Below are 20601 nucleotides of genomic sequence, written 5' to 3'. Positions count from 1 at the left end.
TCGGCCCTCACACGCCGAGGCCGCCGACGACGGTCATCTCCTGGCCGGCGAACTCGCCGGTGAGCAGGGGCATGGCCCGGGCGATGGCGGCCTGCGTCTCGGGCAGTCGGAGCGAGCGGTCGTGCTGCTCCTTCGAGTCCCAGATCTCGCTGACCCGGATCAGGTCGGGGTCGTCCTGCGCCACTCCCACGGCGTAGAGCCGGCATCCGGCGGCCCGTAGGCCGTCGACGCCGGCCAACAGGATCGCCACCACCTCGTCACGGTGGCCGGGTCGGGTCCTCATCGCGTTGAAGTAGCCGTACGTCATCTCACGTCCCCGGGTCGAGTCGACATCGTCCGCGCACGATCCTGCCCGGCCGGTACGACACGGTGTCGAGCCGCGCCGCGCGGCAGATGTAGGAAAACTTCCTCACCGTCGAGGTGCCCGGCGCCACCCACACCGATCCGGGTCCGAACTGGAACTGGACCTACTACCTGCGACTGGTCGACGGGGTCAACGGCATCGGCGCCGGCCCGGTGAACACCGAGTCGGCGAACCTGAACGTGCGCTCCGGCCCCACCAACGTCTGGAACCGGATCGGCACCAACCGCTGGGTCTCCGACGCGTACGTCTCCACCGGACACAACGGGTACATCCCCGGCTTGCCCCGCTGCTGAGCCCGATCCGCCGCCGGGGTGGCGTACCGCCCCGGCGGCGGGCAAGGTCGTCACCGGGGCGCTCGTGGCGCCGGCGCCATCCGGGTCCCGCCCGGCCCGACGGATCAGCCGTTCTGCTTCTGCTGGCAGGGAACGCAGAAGCGGGCGTGCGGCAGAATCTCCAGCCGCTCGGCCGGAATGTCGCCCTGGCACCGCTCGCAGGCGCCGTAGCTGCCCTCGGCGATGCGCCGCAGTGCGCCCGCGATCTGCTCGATGCTCTGCCGGGCCGCGGCGATCAGCGCCGACTGGGTGTGCGCCTGGCCCGGGTCGCCGGTGTCGGCGGTGAGTTCGGTCAGCCTCGCGCTCTGCACCTCGAACTCCTTGCTGAGGGTCGCGTGCAGGTTGTCCAGCCGGTCCTGATCGGCCCGCCGGTGGGTGCCCGTGCTCATGATGGGGTCTCCTTGTTCGGGTAAAGAAAAAAGGGCCGAAGCTGTGTGGCTTCGCCCTTGGCGTCCGTTCCTGGGATGTGACGGATCCGCCGGTGGGCCACGGCCCGGAACCGGGCTCGGCCGGCCCTGGGTGGCCAGGGTGGGCGCGATGAGCGCGCGGGCGCAGCGGCCTCCGGGCAGCGCCGCGCGGACCGGTCGGTGGGCAGCCCACAGCACCGTCAGTGGCGTGACGGGTGCGGCGTGCTTACCGACCGGGAGCATCCGACCACCATAGGTGGCTGCCGGCGGAAAACCAACCGTCTTTGGCGGATCAGCCGGCCAGGGCCGGGATCGGCTCCCGTGGGCGCAGCCGCCCCCGGGCCACCAGCTCGACGGTGAGCACGACCGCGACGGCCTCCACGGCCAGCAGCCCGACGAGGACGAAGAGCTGGGTGACGCCCGCCTCGATCGGGCTCGCCCCGCCCAGCAGCACCCCGACGAACGCCCCCGGCAGGGTCACCAACCCCACGGTGCGGGTCTGATCGAGCGCGGGGATCAACGCCTGGGCGGCTGCGGCGCGGCACACCAGCAGCACCGCGTCGCGCGGGGAGAGGCCGAGCGCCAGGGCCGCCTCGACCTCGCCCCGGCGGCCGGTCAGCTCGTCGACGGCCCGTCGACCGGCGAGCGAGGTGGCGGTCATCGCCCCGCCGATCAGGATGCCGGCCACGGGAATGACGGCGATGCCACGGGCCGGCAGCAGACCGGCGGCGAGCAGCGCCGCCACCACGGTGAGGCTGCCCGCCACGATCGGCAAGGCGACCCACCAGCCGGATCGTCCGGCGCCCACCCGGCGGGCGGAGGTGCCGGAGGCGACGAGGCACATCAGCACCACGAAGCCGGCGGTGGCCCAGTGCGACGCGACGATGGCGGCGATCAGCAGCGATACCGCCGTCAGCTGGACTGCCGCGCGGAGGGCGGCGACCATGATCTGACGGCTGTGCCCCAACCGCCCGACTGCCGCCACGGCGGCCGCGGCGGCGGTCAGCGCGGCGAGCGCCACCCAGAGCTTCGGTCCGAGCACCAGCATGGTCGAGGAGGACATCGGCCCAGTCTCCCGGCCGCACCCCGGTCCGGCATCGGTCGTGCCGGGTCCGCGCCGGTGAGCATCTTCAAGCGGAATCGACTCGGAGTGCCGGGAAGTCGGAGGATCCACCGGGCCGGACGACGCGACCGTCAGGGGGACCGAGTCGACGCCGGGTCCGGACGTACCGTCTCCAGGGCGCTCTCCAGGGTGTCGAGGTCGGCGAGCAGGCGCTGGGCGTCGGCCGTGTCGACCTCGGCGAGCCGCCGGCGGGCCTGTTCGAGATGGTTCCGCGCCTCGTCCGGGTGGTCCGCCTCGACCGCCGCGCGGGCCCGCCCGAGCTCCTCCTGCGCGATGCGCACCTGCGCGAGCTCCGGACAGCACACCCGGGTCACCGGCCACAGTGGGCTGCCCGGCTCCGCCCGGCGTCCGCCCACGGCGATCCCGGTCATGAGCGTCAGGACGACGATGACTGCGGCGGCGAGGTACGACGCGCCCCGGCCGGCCGGCGCCGGGCCCACCGGCGCCGGGACCGGTACGCCGCCCCGGCGTGGCCGCGACGGCCGGCCGTCGAGGAGATCGGTACGCCAGGCGGCCAGCGTCGTCGCGACCGGATCGGCGACGGGAACCTCCTCGCCCCGGCCGATTGCGTCGAGCAGCTCGTCGTCGCGGGCGATCGTGGCGAGGTCCAGCTCCTCGCTCTCCTCCCGGTTCGGCTCGGTCACGCCGCGAGCCCGGCGTCCGGGCCGGATCCTTTCGCGCCGCGACCGCCCCGTGGCGAACACGTCACGCGGCGACCTCACCGAGTGCGTTCCCCGGCAGGGTGCGGAGTCGGGCCAGCGCGCGCGACTGGCCGATCCGTACGGCGGCCGCGGAGATGCCGAGGGCCGTGCCGACCTGTTCGGCCGTGAGTCCGACCGCCACCCGCAGGACGAGGATCTCCCGCTGCGCCTCGGAGAGCAGGCCGAGCAGCCCGGAGAGCCGGCGGACCAGATCGGCGACGACGGTCCGGTGCGGTGACCCGTCGGCCGGCGGCTCGGCGACACAACCGTGCGACGTCGGCTGCGCGTCGGTCACCAGCCGCAGCGCGATCCCGTGGACGAACGCGGGGAACGGCACGCCCGGTCCGAGCCGGGGCAGGGCCCGCAGCACGGCGAGGCAGATCTCATCGGCGCAGGCGTCGGCCGGCGCGTATGTGTCGTCGGTGCGGCCGAGCCGCGCACGGCAGTAACGGATCACTCCGGGCCGGACGTCGGCGAGCAGGGTCGCGGCCGCCGCCCGGTCACCCTGGGCGGCCCGCCGGACGAGGTGGGGATCGGCGCTGGTCGTCATCATCCTGAGTGACACCTTCATTACCCGAGCGTTACCGGCACGCTATCGAGCCGCTCGCCGGATAGCCAGCTTCGCATCAATCGATGTCTTCTCGTCCGGCTCCCCGGTCAGCTTCCGCGTCGGCCGTCGTACCGGCCGGCGGAGTCGGTGAGCTGCCAGAAGTCCGCCGGCAACTGGGTGATGACGTCGTCGTACGCCCCCGGCGGGATCGCCTCGCGCAGCGTGTCGAAGACCGCCCGTACGCCGTCCCGAGCCGTCGAGCCGTCCACCTCGGCCCGCCCGCTCACCTGGTTGACGAACGAGTCGAAGCTGAAACGGCCGGTTTCGCCGGCGGGCCCGTGGGCGTACCCCTGGAGCTCCTCGGGCAGTAGGGCGGCGAGATCCTTTGCCTCGCCGCTCTCGATCCGCTCGGCCAGCGTGGTCAGAGTGGCCCGCGTGATCGCGGTCGCCTGCTCGGACGAGGTCCGTAGCCGCATCGCCACGGAGTCGATGAACTCGTTGTTCTGCACGTTCGCCGCCCTTCTCTGGAACGGACAGCGGCGTCTACCCGCGTGCCGGGGGCGGCAAACCGTGGGGCGGCCTACCGCCGCCGCGCGGGCGGGACCGGCGTCGCCGGTCAGCCGTCGGTACGCCGTACGGCGAGGACCGCGACGTCGTCGGTGGCCTCCCTCTCGGAGAGCATCGCGGCCATCGCGGTGGTGCACATCGCGTCGGCCGGTTGACAGGTCAGCGACCGCAGCAGCAGATCGATCCCCACGTCGAGGTGGCGGTCACGCCGTTCGATGAGTCCGTCGGTGTAGAGGAAGAGGCAGCCGGCGGGCGCCAGCTCGGTGCGGGCGGCGTGCCGGGAGGCTCCGGGGTAGGCGCCGAGCGGAAGGTCCGGTTCGATCGGCACGAGCCGGGTGCCCTCGCCCGGCTCGGCGACGAGTGGGGGCAGGTGCCCGGCGCTGGAGACGGTGACAGTCTCCAGGGTGGGGTCCAGGACGGCGTAGAGCGCGGTGGCCATCGCCCCCGGCTCGAAGAGCTGCACCTTACGGTCGAGGCGGGTGAGCACCTCGGCCGGATCCTCGGTCTCCAGCGCGTACGCCCGCAGCGCGCTGCGGATGCGTCCCATGACGACGGCCGCGCGCAGGCCGTTGCCGGCGACGTCGCCGATGGCGATCCCGATGTGCCCGGACGGGAGTGCGAAGAGGTCGTACCAGTCGCCGCCGACTCCGGTGGCGCTGCCGGGCACGTAGCGGGCGGCGACGTCGAGCCCGGGGACGGCCTGCGGCCGGGCGGGCAGCAGGCTGCGTTGCAGGGCCACCGCGGCGGCCCGGTCGAGCCGCGACAGCCGGGCCTGAGTGGCCAGGCTGGCCCGGTCGGCCACCAGGCGCAGCAGCTCGACGTCGTCCGCGGCGAACCGCCGCGGGGTCAGGGTGCCGACGTGCAGTACGCCGATGACCTGGGAGCCGTTGAGCATCGGCACGCCCAGGACGGAGGCGACGCCCCGGGTGAGCAGGATCGGGTTGATGACGTTGGTGTGGTCGACGTGTTCGATCATGACCGGCTCGCCGCGGGCCGCCACCGAACCGGCGAATCCGCGACCGATGGGCAGCCGTACGCCCTGGCGGACCTCCTCCTCCAGGCCGCTGGCGGCGGTGGCGACCAGCTCCGTGCCGCCGGCGTCGACGAGCAGGATCGCGGCCGTGTCGGCCTGCAGCAGGTCGCGGGTGCGTACCAGCAGCTCGTCGAGCAGGTCCTCCACGCCGAGCTGGGAGAGCGCGGCGTCGGTCACCGCCTGCAACCGCCGGAGCTTCTCCTCGCTGCCGGCCCGCGAGGTGTCGCCGCTCATCACCGTCGCATCCTCGCCCGGGCGTCGGCGCCCGCCGGCCGCGGTGGCCCCTGCCGCCGCAACGCGACTACCCGCCCGCCGGGGTGGAGAGGTGGTCCCAGACCCCGGTCAGCCGCAGGAGTTGCCGGACCATGCCCCGCGCGTTCGTGACGTGGTACGGCTTGCGGTGATCGTCGGCGATCCGCCGCCCGGTGAGCAGGGCGTTGATGCCGGCCGAGTCGAGGAAGGTCACCTCGCCGAGGTCGACGGTGACCGCCGAGGCGGGACCGGCGACGGCCGCCTCGATCTCGCGCTGCAGCTCGTCGGCGGTGGCGAGATCGATCTCGCCGCGCGCGATCACGGTGACGGCGTCGGCCTCGCGACGGTTGGGGATCGACGGTGCCACGCCCTCCTCCTCTCGCCTCCCGGACTCGGTGAACGTGCTGACTTTATAGTGAGTCACCGGCATCGAGACGTCTCGGGCGAAGATCGCCGGTGGTGGTTAGGCTCCGGCGGTGAGGTCGTTGTGGATGTGACATCAGCCGACCAGCCGGATTCCGGTCCGGCCGCGGCGACGGTACGCGGTGTCACGGCGCCCGGCGTCGCCGCCGTTCGGCACCGGGTGACCGGCGCGGCGCTCGACGCCGGCCTGGATCTCGACCGTGCGGAGCAGTTCACCATCGCCGTCAACGAAGTAGTGATCAACGCGATCCAGCACGGTGGGGGCAGCGCCGACGTCACCGTCACGGCCGGCCTGGGCACCGTCATGGTCACCGTACGTGATCATGGGCTCGGTATTCCCGCGGACGTCTCGCCCCGTCTGCCGTCTCCGCAGACGCTCGGCGGCCGCGGGCTCTGGCTGGTGCAGCGCCTCTGCACGGACGTCACCATCGACACGTCCGGCACCGGCACGATCGTCACCCTGAGCGCCTTCGCGGCCCCGGCCTGAGCTGAGCGGCCCCGGCCTGAGCGGCGCCGACCCGCCTGCGCTGCTCCACGTTTCGCCCCGCCCGCCCGCCCGCCGGGGCGTGAGCGCCGCCGGTTCGAGGCGTGCGGCCCGGAAACGACGGAGGGTCCCGCGGCGCGGTGCCGGCGCCGCGGGACCCCGTCCCGGTGGGGGTTCGTCAGTGGGACAGGGAGGCCGCCTGGGCAGCCTCCTCCTGCGCCCGCCGCTCCTCACCGCTGAGGGTGTGCAGTGGCTTCTCCTTGATGAAGAGAACCACGATCATTGCGAGCAGCGCCAGTGGCGCGCCGATCAAAAACAGGTCGGCGGTGGCGATGCCGTAGACGTCCTGCACGATCCGCAGCACCGGCTCGGGCAGTTTGGTGAGGTCGGGGACCTCGTTGGTCGAGCCACCGCCGGCCGCGGCCGGTCCGAGCTTCTCGGCCGTCAGGGTCGTGATCCGGCTGGCGAGTACGGCGCCGAGCGCGCTGACCCCGATGGCGCCGCCCATGCTGCGGAAGAACGTCAGCACGGAGGTGGCCGCGCCGAGCTCCTGGGCCGGTACGTCGTTCTGGGCGGCCAGCACCAGGTTCTGCATGAGCATGCCGACGCCGATGCCGAGCACGGCCATGTAGATCGACAGGACGACCACGCTGGTCTGCGCGTCGATGGTGCCGAGCAGGATCATGCCGGCGGTCATGATCGCTCCGCCGGCGACGAGGTACATCTTCCAGCGGCCGTACTTGGTGATGAGCTGGCCGGCGACGGTCGAGGAGACCAGCAGGCCGAAGATCATCGGGAGGCTCATCAGGCCGGCGACGGTCGGCGTCTTGCCGAGCGAGATCTGGAAGTACTGCGACAGGAAGACCGTGCCGCCGAACATGGCCACGCCGACGAGGACGCTGGCGGTCGTGGCCAGCGAGACCGTCCGGCTCCGGAAGATCTTCAGCGGAATGATCGGCTCGGCGGCCCGGGACTCCACGAAGATCGCCACGGCCAGCAGGACGACGCCGCCGGCGACCATCAGGGCCGACCAACCGGACGCCCAGTCGAACTTGTTGCCCGCCAGGGACGACCAGATCAGCAGCAGCGAGACACCTGTCGTGATCAGCAGCGCGCCGAGCCAGTCGATGCGTACCTTGCGCCGGGTGACCGGCAGGTGCAGCGTCCGCTGGAGCAGGAAGATCGAGAGCAGGCTGAACGGGACGCCGATCAGGAAGCACCAGCGCCAACCGAGCCAGGACGTGTCGACCAGGACGCCGCCGATCAGCGGTCCGGCGATGGTGCCGACGCCGAAGACGGCGCCGAAGATGCCGGCGTAGCGGCCGAGCTCCCGCGGCGGGATCATCGCGGCCATGACGATCGTGGCCAGCGCGGTCATGCCGCCCGCCCCGATGCCCTGGACGATCCGGCTGACCAGCAGGACCTCGACGTTCGGGGTGAAGCCGGCGATCAGCGAACCGGCCACGAACAGTGCCAGGGACGACTGGATGAGCAGCTTCTTGCTGTAGAGGTCGGCCATCTTGCCCCAGAGCGGCACGGTCGCCGTCATGGCCAGGAGTTCGGTGGTGACGATCCAGGTGTAGACCGTCTGGCTGCCGTGCAGGTCGGCGATGATGCGCGGCAGCGCGTTCGCGACGACCGTGGACGCGAGGATCGACACGAACATGCCGACCATCAGCCCGGAGAGGGCCTGGAGGACCTCCCGGGGGGACATGCGTGCCGGGGCGGCGTCGACCGCGTCGAGTGGCGCGGTGGGTGCGGACATCGGGTTCCTTTAACTCGTCGGTACGGAAGGGTGGGAGGTCAGGGTGCCGGCGGCGGATCCGGCAGGCCGGCGGCGAGCGCCTCGAACGCGTCGTCGACGAGCTCGGAGAGCGGGCGCACGCCGTCGCCGGCGGACCAGCGGAGCATGGCCGCCCGGAGGGCGGCGCCGCTCACGGCCGCGAGCAGCGCCGGGAAATGATGATCAGGAGGTACGCCGACGCGCTCGGCGATCAGTTCGGTCATCGTGCGCTCGGTCTCGACACCGGCGGCGACCAGACGCGGCAGCAGGGCGGGATTCCGCTCGATGACCACCATCCGCAGCAGCCAGCGCTCCCGGTCGGCCTGCATCCGGTCGATCATCTCGCCGAGGGCCGTACGCACGGCGGGGAGGGCGGGCACCTCCGGCGGCACCTGGGCCAGCCGGGTCAGGAAGCGGGCGCTGTCGACGGAGTGGTCCGCGACGAGGGCGTCGTCCTTGCAGGGGAAGTAGTTGAAGAACGTCCGGGAGGAGACGTCCGCCGCCGCGCTGATCTCCTCCACCGTGACGTGTTCGAGCCCGCGTTCGGCGACCAGGCGCAGCGCGGCGGTGGCCAGCGCGTCGCGGGTCTGCTGCTTCTTGCGGTCGCGCAGTCCGACGGTCGGGGAGGCGGCGTGGACGGTCACCCGGACAACCTAGGGAAGATATTTCAGCTTCGGCAAACTTTCGCACCGTGAAGTGAGAAGGCTAACGCGCCGCGCGAACCGGGCGGGTTTTCCCACGCCGACGAGGGGAAAGCAGCGCGGCTCGCTCGGCGTGCAGGGGTGGGGACGTCCGCAGCCTCCGCCGGCGCAACCCGGGGAGGTGGGCATGGTCGGCGACGGTCACCTTCCGCAGGAGGAGAGCGGCTTCGGGCGCCGCCTCGACGAGCACGAGCATGAACATGAGCACCCTGTGGGCGGATGGTGGCCGCAGGGTTCGGCCTCGGGGCCCGGTGGCCTGATCGACAGCGCCGTCTACGCCCAGGGGCGCCGGCACGCCTCCCCGCCCACCCTCGCCGACACGTACCGCTGCCTGCAGGAGCTGGACGACGGAATGGCCTGGATCGGGCTCTACCGGCCCGGCCGCGAGCAGATCCTCTCCCTCGCCCAGGAGTTCCGGCTGCACGACCTGGCGGTGGAGGACGCGATCAACGCCCACCAGCGCCCCAAGCTCGAACGGTACGGGGAGACCCTCTTCGTCGTGCTGCGCGCCGCGCGCTACGTGGACGTGCGCGAAGTGGTCGAGTTCAGCGAGGTGCACCTCTTCATCGGCCCCGGCTTCGTCATCACCGTCCGGCACGGCGAGGCGCCCGACCTGGCTGCTGTCCGTCGCCGGATGGAGAGCGAACCGGAGATGCTGGCCCGGGGTCCGCAGGCGGTGCTCTACGCGATCCTCGACCAGGTCGTCGACGGGTACGCGCCGGTGGTCGCGGGGTTGGAGCACGACATCGACGAGATCGAGACGGAGGTCTTCGGCGGCGACCCGAACGCGAGCCGCCGCATCTACGAGTTGAGCCGGGAGGTGATCCAGTTCCAGCGGGCCGCCCGGCCGCTGCTCGGCGTGCTGAACGCGCTCGAGGCCGGCTCCGGCAAGTACGGCACCGACGAGGAGCTGCAGCGTTACCTACGGGACGTCAACGACCACCTCACCCAGGTGGTGGAGCGGGTGGACAGCTTCCGGCACCTGCTGCAGAACATCCTCACCGTCAACGCCACCCTCGTCTCGCAGCAGCAGAACGAGGAGATGCGCAGCCTCACGGCGGCCAGCTACGCGCAGAACGAGGAGCTGAAGAAGGTCTCCTCGTGGGCGGCCATCCTCTTCGCCCCCACCCTGATCGGCACGGTCTACGGCATGAACTTCGTACACATGCCGGAGCTGCGCTGGCGGTTCGGCTACCTCTTCGCGATCGCGCTGATGGCGCTCGTCTGCGGCACCCTCTACCTGATCTTCAAGCGACGCGGCTGGCTGTGATCCGAGCGCGGGCCATCGGCAGACCCCGCGGTGACGATCCGAGATCCGCGTCCGGCCTGCTCCGGCGGCTACTCGAAGCCGCGCAGGATGTGCCGCTCGTCCTCGACGTCGTCCTCGTCCGTACCGATGCGACCGAGCAGGGCGGCGGCGGCCCAGATCGAGAGGGGGGTGGAGGGTCCGGTGGTGCCGGCGACCTGTGCGTCTTCGCTGGTCTGGCTCCGTTCAACGGGTGGCGCGCTGCGTTGAGCCTGCATGGCGATGCCTCTCTCTTGCAGCCGTGACCCCTCGGAGCCCACCGACCGGTGGGTGGCAGGTGAACGGATCCCGCCCCCTCGCGGCCCGCCGCCGGCCTGTGACACGGCTCACTCGAACGATCCCATGCCGGGGAGCGTCCGCACACGCGGTTTCCCATTACCCGACTCGTGTCGGCCCGAACCGCGCCCCCGGCCGAGAGCCCGACAGCTCCGCGCCCGGGTCCACCGAGCGGGCCCGGGTCCTCAGGGCAGCGGGCAGGAGATGCCGCGCGCATGGTCGGTGAGCGCCGCGCCGACGACCGTCGCCTCCAGCGGCAACATCTCCAGGCAGCGCCGCACCGCGGCGGCCATCAGCGCGTTCGGCACCCGCATCGACAAGGTGCAGTGCGGCACCCAGCGCCCCGGCTGGTAGTGCTCCACCAGGCCGACGCCGGCCGCGGCGAGCCGGTCGTACACCCGGCGGTGATGCGCGAGCAGCTCGGCGGTGGGCGTCGGTCCGAGCCAGAGCACCCGGCCGACGAACTGCCCGACGTGCTCGAACGACAGCCGCAGCGGCGCGGCGACCACCGTGCCGCGCAGCGCCGCGGCGACCAGCTCCGGATCGAACCGGGGCGCCACCGCGAGCGAGAGGTGCGGGCGGTGGCGCTGCTCCAGCAGGGACCGCATGCTCTGCACACCCTCGGACTCCAGCGCGTCCCAGAGCACCCGGATCCGCCGGGTGGCGTCGGTGTCCAGGTAGAGCTCCAGCGCGGCGACCACATGATCACGGTATCCGGCAGGTTTGGCCGGGGGTGGCCGGCGGTACCAGGAAACGGAGCCTATCCGGGGAGGCGTACGGCGTGGACGCGAGTGACCTGCTGATCGAGGCGTACGACCGGCTGCCCGACCTGGTCCGCGGGGCGGTCGACGGCCTCGGCCCGGAGCAGCTGCACCAGGCGCCCCGGCGGGGCGCCAACTCCGTGGGCTGGCTGGTCTGGCACCTGACCCGGATCCAGGACGACCACCTGGCCGACGTGATCGGCACCGAGCAGATCTGGGTGACCGGCGACTGGGCCGGCCGCTTCGGCCTGGCCGACGCCGACCCGAGCGACACCGGGTACGGCCACACCCCCGAGCAGGTCGCCGCGGTCCGGCCGGAGAACGCGCGGGCGCTGCTCGACTACTACGACGCGGTGCACGCCCGCACCCGACGGTTCCTGGCCGGGCTGCACGCCGACGACCTGGACCGGGTGGTCGACACCTCGTGGGACCCGCCGGTGACGCTCGGGGTCCGGCTGGTCAGCGTGATCGACGACGACCTTCAGCACGTCGGGCAGGCCGCCTACCTCCGTGGGCTGATCGAGGCCGGCTGACCGGCCCCCGGGGCGGGTGCCGTTCGTCCCCTTCGCCCACCCCGCGACCGCGTATTCACCCGCAGCGGGTGAACCCGGCTCACCCGGACCGGCGGGAAGGTGACCGGACGAGGGGAGGCCACCGATGGGCACGACGGCGGCGGAGCACCTGCGGACGCTGACGCCCGAGCGACGTCCCGGGATACCGGACACGATGACCGGGACGCTCCGGCTCGACGCGTACCAGGACGGCTGGACCGAACACTGGTACCTCACCGTCGCCGACCAGCGCATCGAGGTGAGCCGCTCGGCCGACGACGCCGACCTGGTCGTACGCGCGCACCGGTCGGTCTTCGACCGGCTCGCCGCCGGGGAGCTGCGGGCCTCCGCGGCGATGCTGCGCAACGACCTCACCGTGCAGGGCGACATGCGGCTGTTCGTGGTGCTCCGCCGCGTCTTCCCCGGACCGGGGGACGCCCGCCATCCCCGTGAGGCCGCCCGGCAGTTGGCGGCCGAGTCGGCCGCCGGACGGGAGGCGCGCGGGTGAGGCAGGAGCGGGTGTACGTGATGTCGGGGAACGCCTTCGCCATCAGCGACGCGCAGGGCGACATCGTCATCGACCCGCACGCCCCCATCGGCTACTTCTCCTTCGACACCCGGTTCCTCTCCCACTGGGTGCTCAAGGTCGACGGCGAGCGGCTCAACAGCCTCTCCCGCGACGACATGACCTACTTCGAGACCCGGTTCGTTCTCGTGCCCGGGGCGGCGAGCCACTACGTCGACGCGGACGTCTCGCTGATCCGGCACCGCTCCATCGACGACTCCTTCAACGAGCGCATCCTCGTGCTCAACCACTCCGCCGAGCCGGCCGAGTTCACCGTACGGCTGGACGTCGCCGCCGACTTCGCCGACACCGCGGAGATCCAGCAGCCGCGCCCGCGGAGGGTCTCCGTCGTCGCCGACTCGGAGCGGCGTCAGCTGCGGCTGCGCTACGCCCGCGAACGGTTCGTCCGCCAGACGATCGTGACCAGCACCGCCCCGGTGGAGGTGGACGAGGGCGGACTGACGTTTCGGATCCGGATCGAGCCGGAGGGCGAGTGGGTCACGGACCTGCACGTCGCCACCCTCATCGAGGGGGCGGGCGGGCGGGATCTGCGGGCCGGGCTGGAGGAGCACCGGGACCACGTCCGCCGCGGCATGCGCGAGGACCTCCAGGAGTGGATCGAGCGGGCGCCGCTGCTGAATGCCGAGCGGACGGAGCTGACGGCGACGTACCAGCAGTGCCTCGTCGACCTGGCCTCGTTGCGCTACGTCCCGTTGACCAAGTCGGGGGCGGTGCCGGTGGGCGGCGTGCCGTGGGGCATGGCGCTCTACGGACGGGACGCGATCATCACCGGCCTGCAGACCATGGCGTTCACTCCCGAACTGGCCCGGGCCACGCTGAGAACCCTCGCCACGCTGCAGGGGGACCGGCTCGACGACGAGCACGACGAGGAGCCGGGGAAGATCGTGGCCGAGCTGCGCTACGGCGAGGCGGCCGCGTTCGGCGACGAACCGACCGCCCTCTACTACGGCGCGGCGGACACCACACCGCTCTTCGTCATCCTGGTCGACGAGTACGAGCGGTGGACGGGCGATGCCGACCTCGTCCGGGACCTGCGACATCCGACCCGGATGGCGCTGGACTGGATCGACGAGTACGGCGACCTGACCGGTGACGGCTACCTGCGCTACCTGACGCGCAACCCCGACAAGGGGTGGGTCAACCAGGGCTGGAAGAACTCGCCGGAGGCGATCACGTACGCCGACGGGCGGCTGCCGGACCTTCCCCGGGCGACCTGCGAGCTGCAGGGTTACGCGTACGACGCCAAGCGGCGCGGCGCCCGGCTGGCCCGGGAGTTCTGGGGCGACCCGGAGTACGCCGACCGGCTGGAACGGGAGGCGGCAGAGCTGAAGCAGCGGTTCAACCGCGACTTCTGGCTGCCGGAACGGGAGTACTACGCGCTGGCCCTGGAGCCGGACGGCACCCCGGTGGACGCGCTCTCGTCGAACATCGGGCACCTGCTGTGGAGCGGCATCGTGGAGGACGAGCGGGCCGCCGCGGTCGCCGCCCACCTGGTCGGTCCCGCGCTCTTCTCCGGCTGGGGCGTGCGTACGCTCGCCACCGGGCAGCGCCGGTACAACCCCGTCGGCTCGCACCTGGGCGCGGTCTGGCCGTCGGACAACTCGCTGATCGTGGCCGGGCTGCGTCGTTACCACCGCGACGGGGAGGCCGCCCGGATCGCGTCGGGCATCTTCGACATGGCGTGCATGCTCGGCGGCTCGGTGCCCGAGCTGATCGCCGGCTACGAGCGCGAGGTGACGAAGTACCCGGTCCAGCTGCCGGCTGCCGGGCGTCCCCAGGCGTGGTCCTCCGGCGGCTTGCTGATGCTGCTCGGCGCCCTGCTCGGGCTCCGGCCGAGCGGGGACAACCTGCTGGTCAGCCCTGCGCTGCCGCCGGGCTTCGGGCGGATCGAGCTGCTGGACATCCCGGGCCGCTGGGGACACTCCGACGGGTACGGACGCGACCACGCCTCGTCGCTGCGGACGCGTCGCCCCCGGTTGCGTTGACCGTACGCCCCGGCAACCGCGATCCGTGCGGTGGTGGGGCGTCAGCGCAGCGGCGCGGCTATCTCGTACCCGGCTGAGATCTCCTCGGCGGCGACCGGATCGGCGGTGACCAGCAGGGCGGTCTTCGCTTGCGTTTGATCGCCGGGCTGGTGGGTGCCAGGGGTAGGGGCTGCCGGCCTCGGGTAGTGGTCGGATCGGGTGCCAGCGGTGGCCCCTTCCCCCTCGACTAGCCGGAGAGGGTGGTGGGGGCGTGTCGGTGCATCAGCCGGTACCGCCGCAGTGGATATGTGCGCGATGCGGCGTGCCGTGGCCGTGTCGAACGCGCAAGCGGCAACTCGTGGCGGAGTTCACCGGCGCGCGGATATCGCGGATGCTGCACCTGTCGGCGTATCTGCTGCAGGCATGTGAAGACCTTCCGCACACCCCATCGGGGGTCCTGCACGCGCGATTCCTCGCCTGGCCACGCTCAGCGGCACTACACACCGAGCCACCTCATACCTAGGGCGGGACGATGCTCCGTTGACGTCGAGTCGGGCGGCCGTAGCTAGTGGGTCGTCTGGCGCGTGGCCGCGTGCTCCCCGACATCGGCCGGCCGGGTTCGGTCGCCCTGGCCGGTCGCACGGCCGGGCGGGGCGGTCGGCGGTTTGTCCGGCCTGGCGTCCGGCGGGGACGAGGGCTTTCCGTGACCCGGGGGAGAGGTGGCGCGCCGGTCGTCGTCGGCGAGCACCCGATCGCAGTAGCCGGGCACCCGGGACCGGCCGCCGGCGGCCCTGACGAGGGTGGCGAGGTCGGGGCCGGAGAGCGCGTGCCCCGGGCCGTGGTCGGCGCGGTACGCCCGGCAGAGGTCAGGCAGGACGCTCCCGGAGTCGGGTCGTTCTGTGCTGCCGGGCTCCGTCGACGACACCGACCCGGTGCTGCGCTCCGGTGGGGACGCGGTCGTGGTCGGGGCCGGCGACGCCGGGACGGTGATCGGCGGTGCCGGCCGCATTCCCGGCAGGGAGCCGGTTGCGGCCATCGCCACGCCGCCGGTGGTGGCGAGGACGAGCACGGCGAGTCCCGCCCGCACCCCGAGGCGGCCGAGGCCACGACCGGAGACGGCGCGCACCGGCGGCGGGTCCACGTCGGAACGCTCTCCCGCGGCGCGGGCCGACGCGTGGCGGAACGCCACCAGGGCGGCCTTCTCACCGTCGAACTCCCGTGACTGCGGCGCGGCACGCGCGGCCAACAGGAGAGGCGCGACGGGATGACCGCCGGTGTGCGTGACGCCGACGGGGTCGTCGAGCAGCCGTTCGGCGGTCTTGCGGTCCAACCGGTCTGGGATCATCTCGTGTCCCTCAGCGCCGCGCGTCGGCGAGACGTCACATCGCGCCGCCCGCCGGCGGTCAGACCACGGCCGTGGACAGCGTAGGAGCGGGTACCGACACTTTCCGAGGTTGCGTACGTCGACGTACGGGTATCCGAATGACATGGGTGGAATTCGGGTGGGCACGTCGTCCTGGGCCGACCGGGAGCTGCTGGCTTCCGGCTGGTACCCGCGCTCGGCGAACACGCCGGCCGGGCGGCTCGGCTGGTACGCGCGGCACTTCCCCCTCGTCGAGGTCGACACCTCCTACTACGCGGTGCCCGCGCCGGAGACCACGCAGGGCTGGGTCGACGCGACGCCGGACCAGTTCACCTTCGACGTCAAGGCGTTCAGCCTCTTCACCGGTCATCCCACTCCGGTCGCCGCGCTGCCCCGCGATCTGCGCCCCGCCGGAACTTCCGACCGGGTGCGCCGGCGGGACCTCTCCGCCGGGGCGTACGACGAGCTGTGGGCCCGGTTCCGCGCGGCGCTGGACCCGATCGCGGCGGCCGGCAAGCTCGGCGCGGTGCTGCTCCAGTTACCGCCGTGGCTGGCCCGGGGTGCCGCCGCCGAGCGACGGATCGCGGAGCTGGCGCGGCGGTGCCACCCGCTGCGGGTCGGCGTGGAGCTGCGGCACGGCTCCTGGTTCGACGGACGGGCCGCGCTGGACACGGTGGACTTCCTGCGTACGCACGAGCTCAGCCTCGTCTGCGTCGACATGCCGCAGGGCCACCCGTCCTCGGTTCCGCCGGTTCTGATCGCCACCGCCGAGCCGGCGATGTTGCGGTTCCACGGGCACAGCGACGACTGGGCGACCGGCGACAAGCGGGAGAAGTTCCGCTACGCGTACGGCGAGCGGGAACTGCGCCACTGGTCGGACCTGCTGGGCGAGCTGGCCGGGGAGTGCACCGAGCTGCACGTGCTGTTCAACAACTGCTGTGCGGGGCAGGCGCAGCGCGACGCGGAGCGGTTGACCGAGCTGCTGGCCGACGCCGGGCACGGTCGTCCCGCTCCGGCGGGCGCCGTCGTCTGACCCGCGAGTCCGGCAGCTCCGGTACGACGCGGCGCCCTGCTCCGATCCGCCCGCCGACACCATCAGCGTGGGCGAGCCGGCCGGTCAGGCGGAACGCCGACCCCTGCTGCGGAAGGCGTCCTGCGCCCGCTCGTCGATGTCCGCGTCGTCGGGGAAGGTCCGGCCGCTGGGCGCCGGGTCGGGCGGCGCACCCGGGCCGGCCATCGGCGTCCGGGTCGGTTCGACCGAGCCGAAGCCGTGCCGCCCCGCGGGTCCGGAGGGGCCGGACGGCGCACCGGCCCGGCGCTCGCCGCGTCGCCCGGGTGGGACGGCGGTCTCCTCGCTGCCCTCGTCCATCGGATCGTCCTCGCCCACCCCCCAGGGTGGCTCCGTGTCGTAGATGTCCCGGGTGCCCCACGGCACCGTGGCCTCGGGGTCGCGCGGGGCCTGACCATCGTCGCGTCCCTGGTCCGCCGTCATGTCCACCTCGCTGCTCGTCCACCGGTACCGGCGTTGAATGCCCGTCATCGGGCAGGTCATGCGCCGTACCCGACGGGGTCCGTCCCGGACGCAAGCCGGTCCGGCGGCGTCCCTCGTGTGGCGGACACCGCCGGACCGGCGGACGGAAGCTCGGTGTGGCCGGCGCTCAGCGTCCGGACATCGCCATCGGCCGCTTGATCGGGCCCAGGCCGGCGAGCCTGCCCAGCGCGGCGGGGCGCTTCATCCCCATCAGCCTGTTCATCGCCATCTGCCGGTTCATCCCGGACGGCCGTTTCATCCCGGTCAGCTTGCCCACGACCGCGACCTTGGCCATGCCCTTCGGGGCGCTCATCATTCCGCCGGCGCGGTTCAGCACCCCGCGCCACACCTGGACCGGCTTCTGCTGCTCGCTCATGTAGGCGGTGACCACCACCAACGCCCCGGTCAGCGCCGGGACCGCCCACTGGAGCATCTTCATCTGGCGTTGGCTGGCGGCGACCTGCACCGGAGTCTGGTGGTTCGGCTCGGTGACGCCGTCGACCGGCGGGTTGCCGGCCCGCTGCAACCGCATTCCGAGCAGTCGGCTGTATCCGGTGACGGCGAGCGCGCCCAGCGTGAGCCCGGTCTTGACGACAGTGGCCCGGGCCACTCCCGCCTGGGCGGCCACCCTTGGGCTCTCCGTCACCAGTTCACCGACCGCACCGGCGAGGTGTGCGCCGATCGCCGCGGCGTTGACCGGGGTCCACCTGGACCAGCCCGCCGAGGCCACTGGGAGCCGCTGCGTCGCATCCTTGATTTTTCCTGCTGCGCCGTTGACGCCGAAGGCACCCATCAGGGACCCCCCGAACCAGGCCGCCAGGCCCAAATCGTGCATCGAGCGCAGCGCACTGTGCCGTTCCGACATCTGATCCCCTTCCGCCGTGTCGGGCGTGGCGGCTTACCCGAGGCCCCGGCGGCTAACCCCGGTGCTGCCGGGGCGAGACCTCCGGCGGGGGACGGACGGGACGTCGTGGAACACGGACGCCGGAGGGGCCTGCCGATCCCGGCCGGAGGAGTCGTCGAGGGCTGCGGGGGTAAGGGCAAGGATCGACAGGGAGGGGGCGAGTGCGATGACGCAGCCGGACGAGAGCCGGGAGAAGACTCCCGACACCGACGCGGTGCTGATGCACCCGGGCAACGATCCCAACCGGAACATCGCCGAGGTGCCGCCGCGGCGCGACCACGGGGAGATCCGGGTGGAGCGTGACGGCGAGATGGTGCCGATCGAACCGGAGGAGTGACCCGGCGGTCCCGCCGCCGCGTAGGCGGCCGGCGCTCGACCGTCTCGCCTACCCTCCGAGAGGTGACGACCGGCAGGCGAGTTTCGCATCCGCTCTTCGCCCGCGTCTTCGAGCGGGCCAGCGTCGCCATGGATCGGGCCGGCGGGGCGGGGCACCGGCGTCGGCTGGTGGCCGGCCTGCACGGCGTGGTGGTCGAGGTCGGCGCGGGCAACGGACGCAACTTCGCCCACTATCCGCCGACGGTGACCAGCGTGCTGGCCGTCGAACCCGAGGCCCGGTTGCGAGCCGCGGCCCGGGTGGCGGCGGCCGGTGCGCCGGTGCCGGTGACGGTCACCGAGGGGCTGGCCGAGGCGCTGCCGGTGGCGGACGCGGCGGCCGACGCCCTGGTGGTGTCCCTGGTCCTCTGCTCGGTCGCCGACCAGGCCGACGCGCTGCGTGAGGCGCACCGGGTGGTTCGTCCCGGCGGGCAGCTGCGGTTCTACGAGCATGTCCGGTCGCGGTCGTCCGGCCTGCGTCGGGCCCAGCGGGTGGTCGACGCGACCTGCTGGCCGCTGCTCTGCGGCGGCTGCCACACCGGCCGGGACACGCTGGCGGCGATCGACGCCGCTGGCTTCACCGTGACCGAGCTGGACCGGTTCCGCTTTCCGGCCTCCACGGTGCCGGGCCCCGCCGCCCCGCACGTGCTCGGTGCCGCGCTGCGTCCTTAGCGTCCGGCGGCCCCGTCGCGGGCAGCGGGTGGCACCGCCGCTCGGCGGGTCCGCGCCGTGGCCGGTCGACTTCCACGGGACGGCGCCGGCGGATGAGAGCGCCGGCACCGTCCCGGTCGCTGGGGTCGGTCGGCCCGGGTCAGGAGACGGTTACCGAGCCGTCACCGGCCCGTACGCAGGAGACGGCGGGTGCGACGGTGGCCGCCGCGCCGGTGAGGCACTGCCCGAGCACCTGGTGCCCGGCGGCGTTCGGGTGCCACGACTCCTGGCAGGTCTGGAAGTAGGTGGCGCAGGTGTTCGCGATGCGCTGGATGGCGATCTTGTCCTTGCCGGAGAGGCTGGTGACGAGAGCACCGCTGGGTGGGCTGTCCTGGAGGCGGATCGGGGTGGCCAGCGCGCCGGTGGGGCTCGCCGCCGACTCGCAGAGCCGGGCGCCGTCGAAGGCCCGCTGGACGTTCAGGTAGACCAGGTCGGCGGTGGGGAACTCGGCGGCCAGCGTGTCCCGGGTGGATTGCACGAGGGTGCCGAGGCCCTGCGAGAAGTGGTGGCCGGGGAGCAGGCTGGCCCGGTGGATCGGGCAGCCGGCCGCGTACCGCTCGGCGCCGAGGGCGCGGAACTTGTCCCGGGTGTCGTCGCGGCTGTCCTCGCTGTGGAAGGTGGCGTTCAGGTCGAACGGCAGCGGGTTGGTGTAGTCCTGGAAGACGATCCGGTGCTGCCCGTCCGCGTCGACCTGGTCGAGGGTGGTCAGCAGTTGCCGTGCGGCCGCGACGGTCTCCGCGGTCGCGGCGTCGAGCTGTGCCGGGGTGGCCAGGTCGGCGTCGCTGCACGGCTGCTGCGGGACCGGGCCGTTGAGGTAGGCCCAGAACTCCCACCAGCCGGTCCACGCGTCGGCGATGAACCGGTTGGCGCACTTCTCGGCCACGTTGCCGAAGGTGAAGGTGCTGTTGTTCGAGCCGAGGCCGACCAGTACGAGGTCGATGTCGTGGGTCTGGGCGACCGCGCGGAGCTGGTCGAGCTGGGCGGCGACCTGCCGGCCCTTGGTTCGCGAGGCCGAGGCCGTGGCGATGTCGTACGGCTGCCCGCCGGAGCACGCCAGGTTGAAGCGGGCCTGGATGCCGGGAAGGTTCGCCCGGTGCAGGGAGGCGTTGGCCGAGCGGTGGCAGAAGTACGCGTTGCTGTTCGGTGCCGTCCAGCCCGGGAAGCCCTGTGCGACGCCGTTGACGTCGACCACCGGGGCGTACGCTCCGGCGCCCTCACCGCTGATGAAGCTGTCCCCGACGGCCACCGCGGCGGTGGGCAAGGCGGCCGAGGCGGGAGCCGGCGACGCGACAGCTGTCGCCAGCGCGGCCGTGGTGACGGCGAGCGCGGCCACCAGGGCGGTACGACGGAAGCTGGACATGGGCGTCCTCCATCTGTCCATCGAACGTGAAAGATTCTTCGAGGCCGCGATCAGACCACTCCGGCATGACGAACGTCAATGGCCTGTGACGGGATCGTTGGCGAAGGCGCCGCGAGCCCGCCCACGGTGGGGCGGCCCCGCCGTGACGCTGGCCACCCCCGCGGGTCCGGGCCCGCGCACGCCCGACGTCACCGCC

At 72.7% G+C, this 20601-nt stretch carries 26 protein-coding genes; 10 read left to right on the top strand and 16 right to left on the bottom strand.

Features of this window, described 5'->3' with window-relative positions:
• Window positions 1–7 precede the first annotated feature (7 nt).
• Window positions 8–307, bottom strand: a complete 300-nt coding sequence (locus D7044_RS04780) for a putative quinol monooxygenase (protein ID WP_120682610.1) — start codon at window positions 305–307, stop codon at window positions 8–10.
• A 113-nt stretch (window positions 308–420) separates the two neighbouring features.
• Between D7044_RS04780 and D7044_RS32560 the strand changes: the two genes are divergently transcribed.
• Window positions 421–657, top strand: a complete 237-nt coding sequence (locus D7044_RS32560) for a hypothetical protein (RefSeq protein ID WP_199716471.1) — start codon at window positions 421–423, stop codon at window positions 655–657.
• A gap of 104 nt (window positions 658–761) precedes the next feature.
• Here D7044_RS32560 and D7044_RS04770 read toward each other — a convergent pair whose 3' ends face one another.
• From D7044_RS04770 to D7044_RS32240, 7 genes are all read right to left on the bottom strand, one after another.
• Window positions 762–1085 (bottom strand): TraR/DksA family transcriptional regulator, encoded by a 324-nt coding sequence (locus D7044_RS04770; protein ID WP_120682608.1) that lies wholly within the window; start codon window positions 1083–1085, stop codon window positions 762–764.
• Window positions 1086–1395: 310 nt separating this feature from the next.
• Window positions 1396–2166, bottom strand: coding sequence for an ABC transporter permease (locus D7044_RS04765; protein WP_120688081.1), 771 nt, complete (start codon window positions 2164–2166; stop codon window positions 1396–1398).
• 131 nt (window positions 2167–2297) lie between these two features.
• Complete coding sequence (locus D7044_RS04760) at window positions 2298–2870, bottom strand: anti-sigma-D factor RsdA (RefSeq protein ID WP_158609952.1); 573 nt, start codon at window positions 2868–2870, stop codon at window positions 2298–2300.
• A gap of 61 nt (window positions 2871–2931) precedes the next feature.
• Complete coding sequence (locus tag D7044_RS04755) at window positions 2932–3480, bottom strand: sigma factor-like helix-turn-helix DNA-binding protein (RefSeq protein ID WP_199716470.1); 549 nt, start codon at window positions 3478–3480, stop codon at window positions 2932–2934.
• Window positions 3481–3584: 104 nt separating this feature from the next.
• Window positions 3585–3986: a DUF2267 domain-containing protein gene (locus tag D7044_RS04750; RefSeq protein ID WP_120682602.1), complete on the bottom strand. Its 402-nt coding sequence runs from the start codon at window positions 3984–3986 to the stop codon at window positions 3585–3587.
• Window positions 3987–4093: 107 nt separating this feature from the next.
• Entirely contained in the window at window positions 4094–5311 is a 1218-nt protein-coding gene (locus tag D7044_RS04745; protein WP_120688079.1) for a PP2C family protein-serine/threonine phosphatase, read from the bottom strand.
• Between the two features lie 67 nt (window positions 5312–5378).
• The gene (locus D7044_RS32240) at window positions 5379–5696 is read right to left on the bottom strand and encodes an STAS domain-containing protein (protein WP_158609398.1); all 318 of its coding nucleotides are present in this window, start codon (window positions 5694–5696) and stop codon (window positions 5379–5381) included.
• A gap of 120 nt (window positions 5697–5816) precedes the next feature.
• Between D7044_RS32240 and D7044_RS32235 the strand changes: the two genes are divergently transcribed.
• Window positions 5817–6239 (top strand): ATP-binding protein, encoded by a 423-nt coding sequence (locus D7044_RS32235; protein WP_158609397.1) that lies wholly within the window; start codon window positions 5817–5819, stop codon window positions 6237–6239.
• A 175-nt stretch (window positions 6240–6414) separates the two neighbouring features.
• Here D7044_RS32235 and D7044_RS04730 read toward each other — a convergent pair whose 3' ends face one another.
• Both D7044_RS04730 and D7044_RS04725 read right to left on the bottom strand, forming a co-directional pair.
• Window positions 6415–8001 carry an MDR family MFS transporter gene (locus tag D7044_RS04730; RefSeq protein ID WP_120682596.1) on the bottom strand — a complete coding sequence of 529 codons (1587 nt, stop codon included), beginning with the start codon at window positions 7999–8001 and terminating at the stop codon, window positions 6415–6417.
• Window positions 8002–8039: 38 nt separating this feature from the next.
• Window positions 8040–8663, bottom strand: a complete 624-nt coding sequence (locus D7044_RS04725; protein WP_120682594.1) for an acyl-CoA-like ligand-binding transcription factor — start codon at window positions 8661–8663, stop codon at window positions 8040–8042.
• A gap of 184 nt (window positions 8664–8847) precedes the next feature.
• Between D7044_RS04725 and corA the strand changes: the two genes are divergently transcribed.
• Complete coding sequence (corA, locus tag D7044_RS04720; RefSeq protein WP_120688226.1) at window positions 8848–9990, top strand: magnesium/cobalt transporter CorA; 1143 nt, start codon at window positions 8848–8850, stop codon at window positions 9988–9990.
• A 68-nt stretch (window positions 9991–10058) separates the two neighbouring features.
• On the opposite strand, the gene D7044_RS04715 is transcribed toward corA, so the two are convergent.
• Window positions 10059–10244: a hypothetical protein gene (locus D7044_RS04715; protein WP_120688078.1), complete on the bottom strand. Its 186-nt coding sequence runs from the start codon at window positions 10242–10244 to the stop codon at window positions 10059–10061.
• Window positions 10245–10487: 243 nt separating this feature from the next.
• Complete coding sequence (locus D7044_RS04710; protein WP_120682590.1) at window positions 10488–11003, bottom strand: 2'-5' RNA ligase family protein; 516 nt, start codon at window positions 11001–11003, stop codon at window positions 10488–10490.
• Between the two features lie 80 nt (window positions 11004–11083).
• Between D7044_RS04710 and D7044_RS04705 the strand changes: the two genes are divergently transcribed.
• The 4 genes from D7044_RS04705 (at window position 11084) to D7044_RS32850 (ending at window position 14687) form a co-directional block, all read left to right on the top strand.
• Entirely contained in the window at window positions 11084–11596 is a 513-nt protein-coding gene (locus tag D7044_RS04705) for a mycothiol transferase (protein ID WP_120682588.1), read from the top strand.
• A 124-nt stretch (window positions 11597–11720) separates the two neighbouring features.
• Window positions 11721–12122: an SCP2 sterol-binding domain-containing protein gene (locus tag D7044_RS04700; protein WP_120682586.1), complete on the top strand. Its 402-nt coding sequence runs from the start codon at window positions 11721–11723 to the stop codon at window positions 12120–12122.
• Entirely contained in the window at window positions 12119–14185 is a 2067-nt protein-coding gene (locus tag D7044_RS04695; RefSeq protein WP_120688077.1) for an amylo-alpha-1,6-glucosidase, read from the top strand. The genes D7044_RS04700 and D7044_RS04695 overlap by 4 nt, the downstream gene beginning before the upstream one ends.
• Before the next feature lie 256 nt (window positions 14186–14441).
• Window positions 14442–14687, top strand: coding sequence for a flavin reductase (locus D7044_RS32850; protein WP_411710963.1), 246 nt, complete (start codon window positions 14442–14444; stop codon window positions 14685–14687).
• Between the two features lie 42 nt (window positions 14688–14729).
• Here D7044_RS32850 and D7044_RS04685 read toward each other — a convergent pair whose 3' ends face one another.
• Window positions 14730–15509, bottom strand: coding sequence for a hypothetical protein (locus D7044_RS04685; RefSeq protein WP_147434579.1), 780 nt, complete (start codon window positions 15507–15509; stop codon window positions 14730–14732).
• A gap of 142 nt (window positions 15510–15651) precedes the next feature.
• Between D7044_RS04685 and D7044_RS04680 the strand changes: the two genes are divergently transcribed.
• A complete protein-coding gene (locus D7044_RS04680; RefSeq protein ID WP_120688074.1) occupies window positions 15652–16560 on the top strand; it encodes a DUF72 domain-containing protein in 909 nt (302 codons plus the stop codon).
• An 84-nt stretch (window positions 16561–16644) separates the two neighbouring features.
• On the opposite strand, the gene D7044_RS04675 is transcribed toward D7044_RS04680, so the two are convergent.
• Both D7044_RS04675 and D7044_RS04670 read right to left on the bottom strand, forming a co-directional pair.
• Entirely contained in the window at window positions 16645–17067 is a 423-nt protein-coding gene (locus tag D7044_RS04675) for a hypothetical protein (RefSeq protein ID WP_233563502.1), read from the bottom strand.
• A 118-nt stretch (window positions 17068–17185) separates the two neighbouring features.
• Window positions 17186–17923: a hypothetical protein gene (locus D7044_RS04670; RefSeq protein ID WP_120682576.1), complete on the bottom strand. Its 738-nt coding sequence runs from the start codon at window positions 17921–17923 to the stop codon at window positions 17186–17188.
• Between the two features lie 205 nt (window positions 17924–18128).
• Here D7044_RS04670 and D7044_RS32230 point away from each other — a divergent pair, with 205 nt between their 5' ends.
• The gene (locus D7044_RS32230) at window positions 18129–18299 is read left to right on the top strand and encodes a hypothetical protein (protein ID WP_158609396.1); all 171 of its coding nucleotides are present in this window, start codon (window positions 18129–18131) and stop codon (window positions 18297–18299) included.
• Between the two features lie 62 nt (window positions 18300–18361).
• The gene (locus D7044_RS04665) at window positions 18362–19006 is read left to right on the top strand and encodes a class I SAM-dependent methyltransferase (RefSeq protein ID WP_233564870.1); all 645 of its coding nucleotides are present in this window, start codon (window positions 18362–18364) and stop codon (window positions 19004–19006) included.
• A 139-nt stretch (window positions 19007–19145) separates the two neighbouring features.
• On the opposite strand, the gene D7044_RS04660 is transcribed toward D7044_RS04665, so the two are convergent.
• Window positions 19146–20405 carry an SGNH/GDSL hydrolase family protein gene (locus D7044_RS04660; RefSeq protein ID WP_120688073.1) on the bottom strand — a complete coding sequence of 420 codons (1260 nt, stop codon included), beginning with the start codon at window positions 20403–20405 and terminating at the stop codon, window positions 19146–19148.
• Window positions 20406–20601: the final 196 nt, after the last annotated feature.

The organism is Micromonospora musae (assembly GCF_003626635.1).
Classification (GTDB): Bacteria; Actinomycetota; Actinomycetes; order Mycobacteriales; family Micromonosporaceae; genus Micromonospora; species Micromonospora musae.
This window is presented reverse-complemented; position numbering and strand designations above follow the sequence as displayed.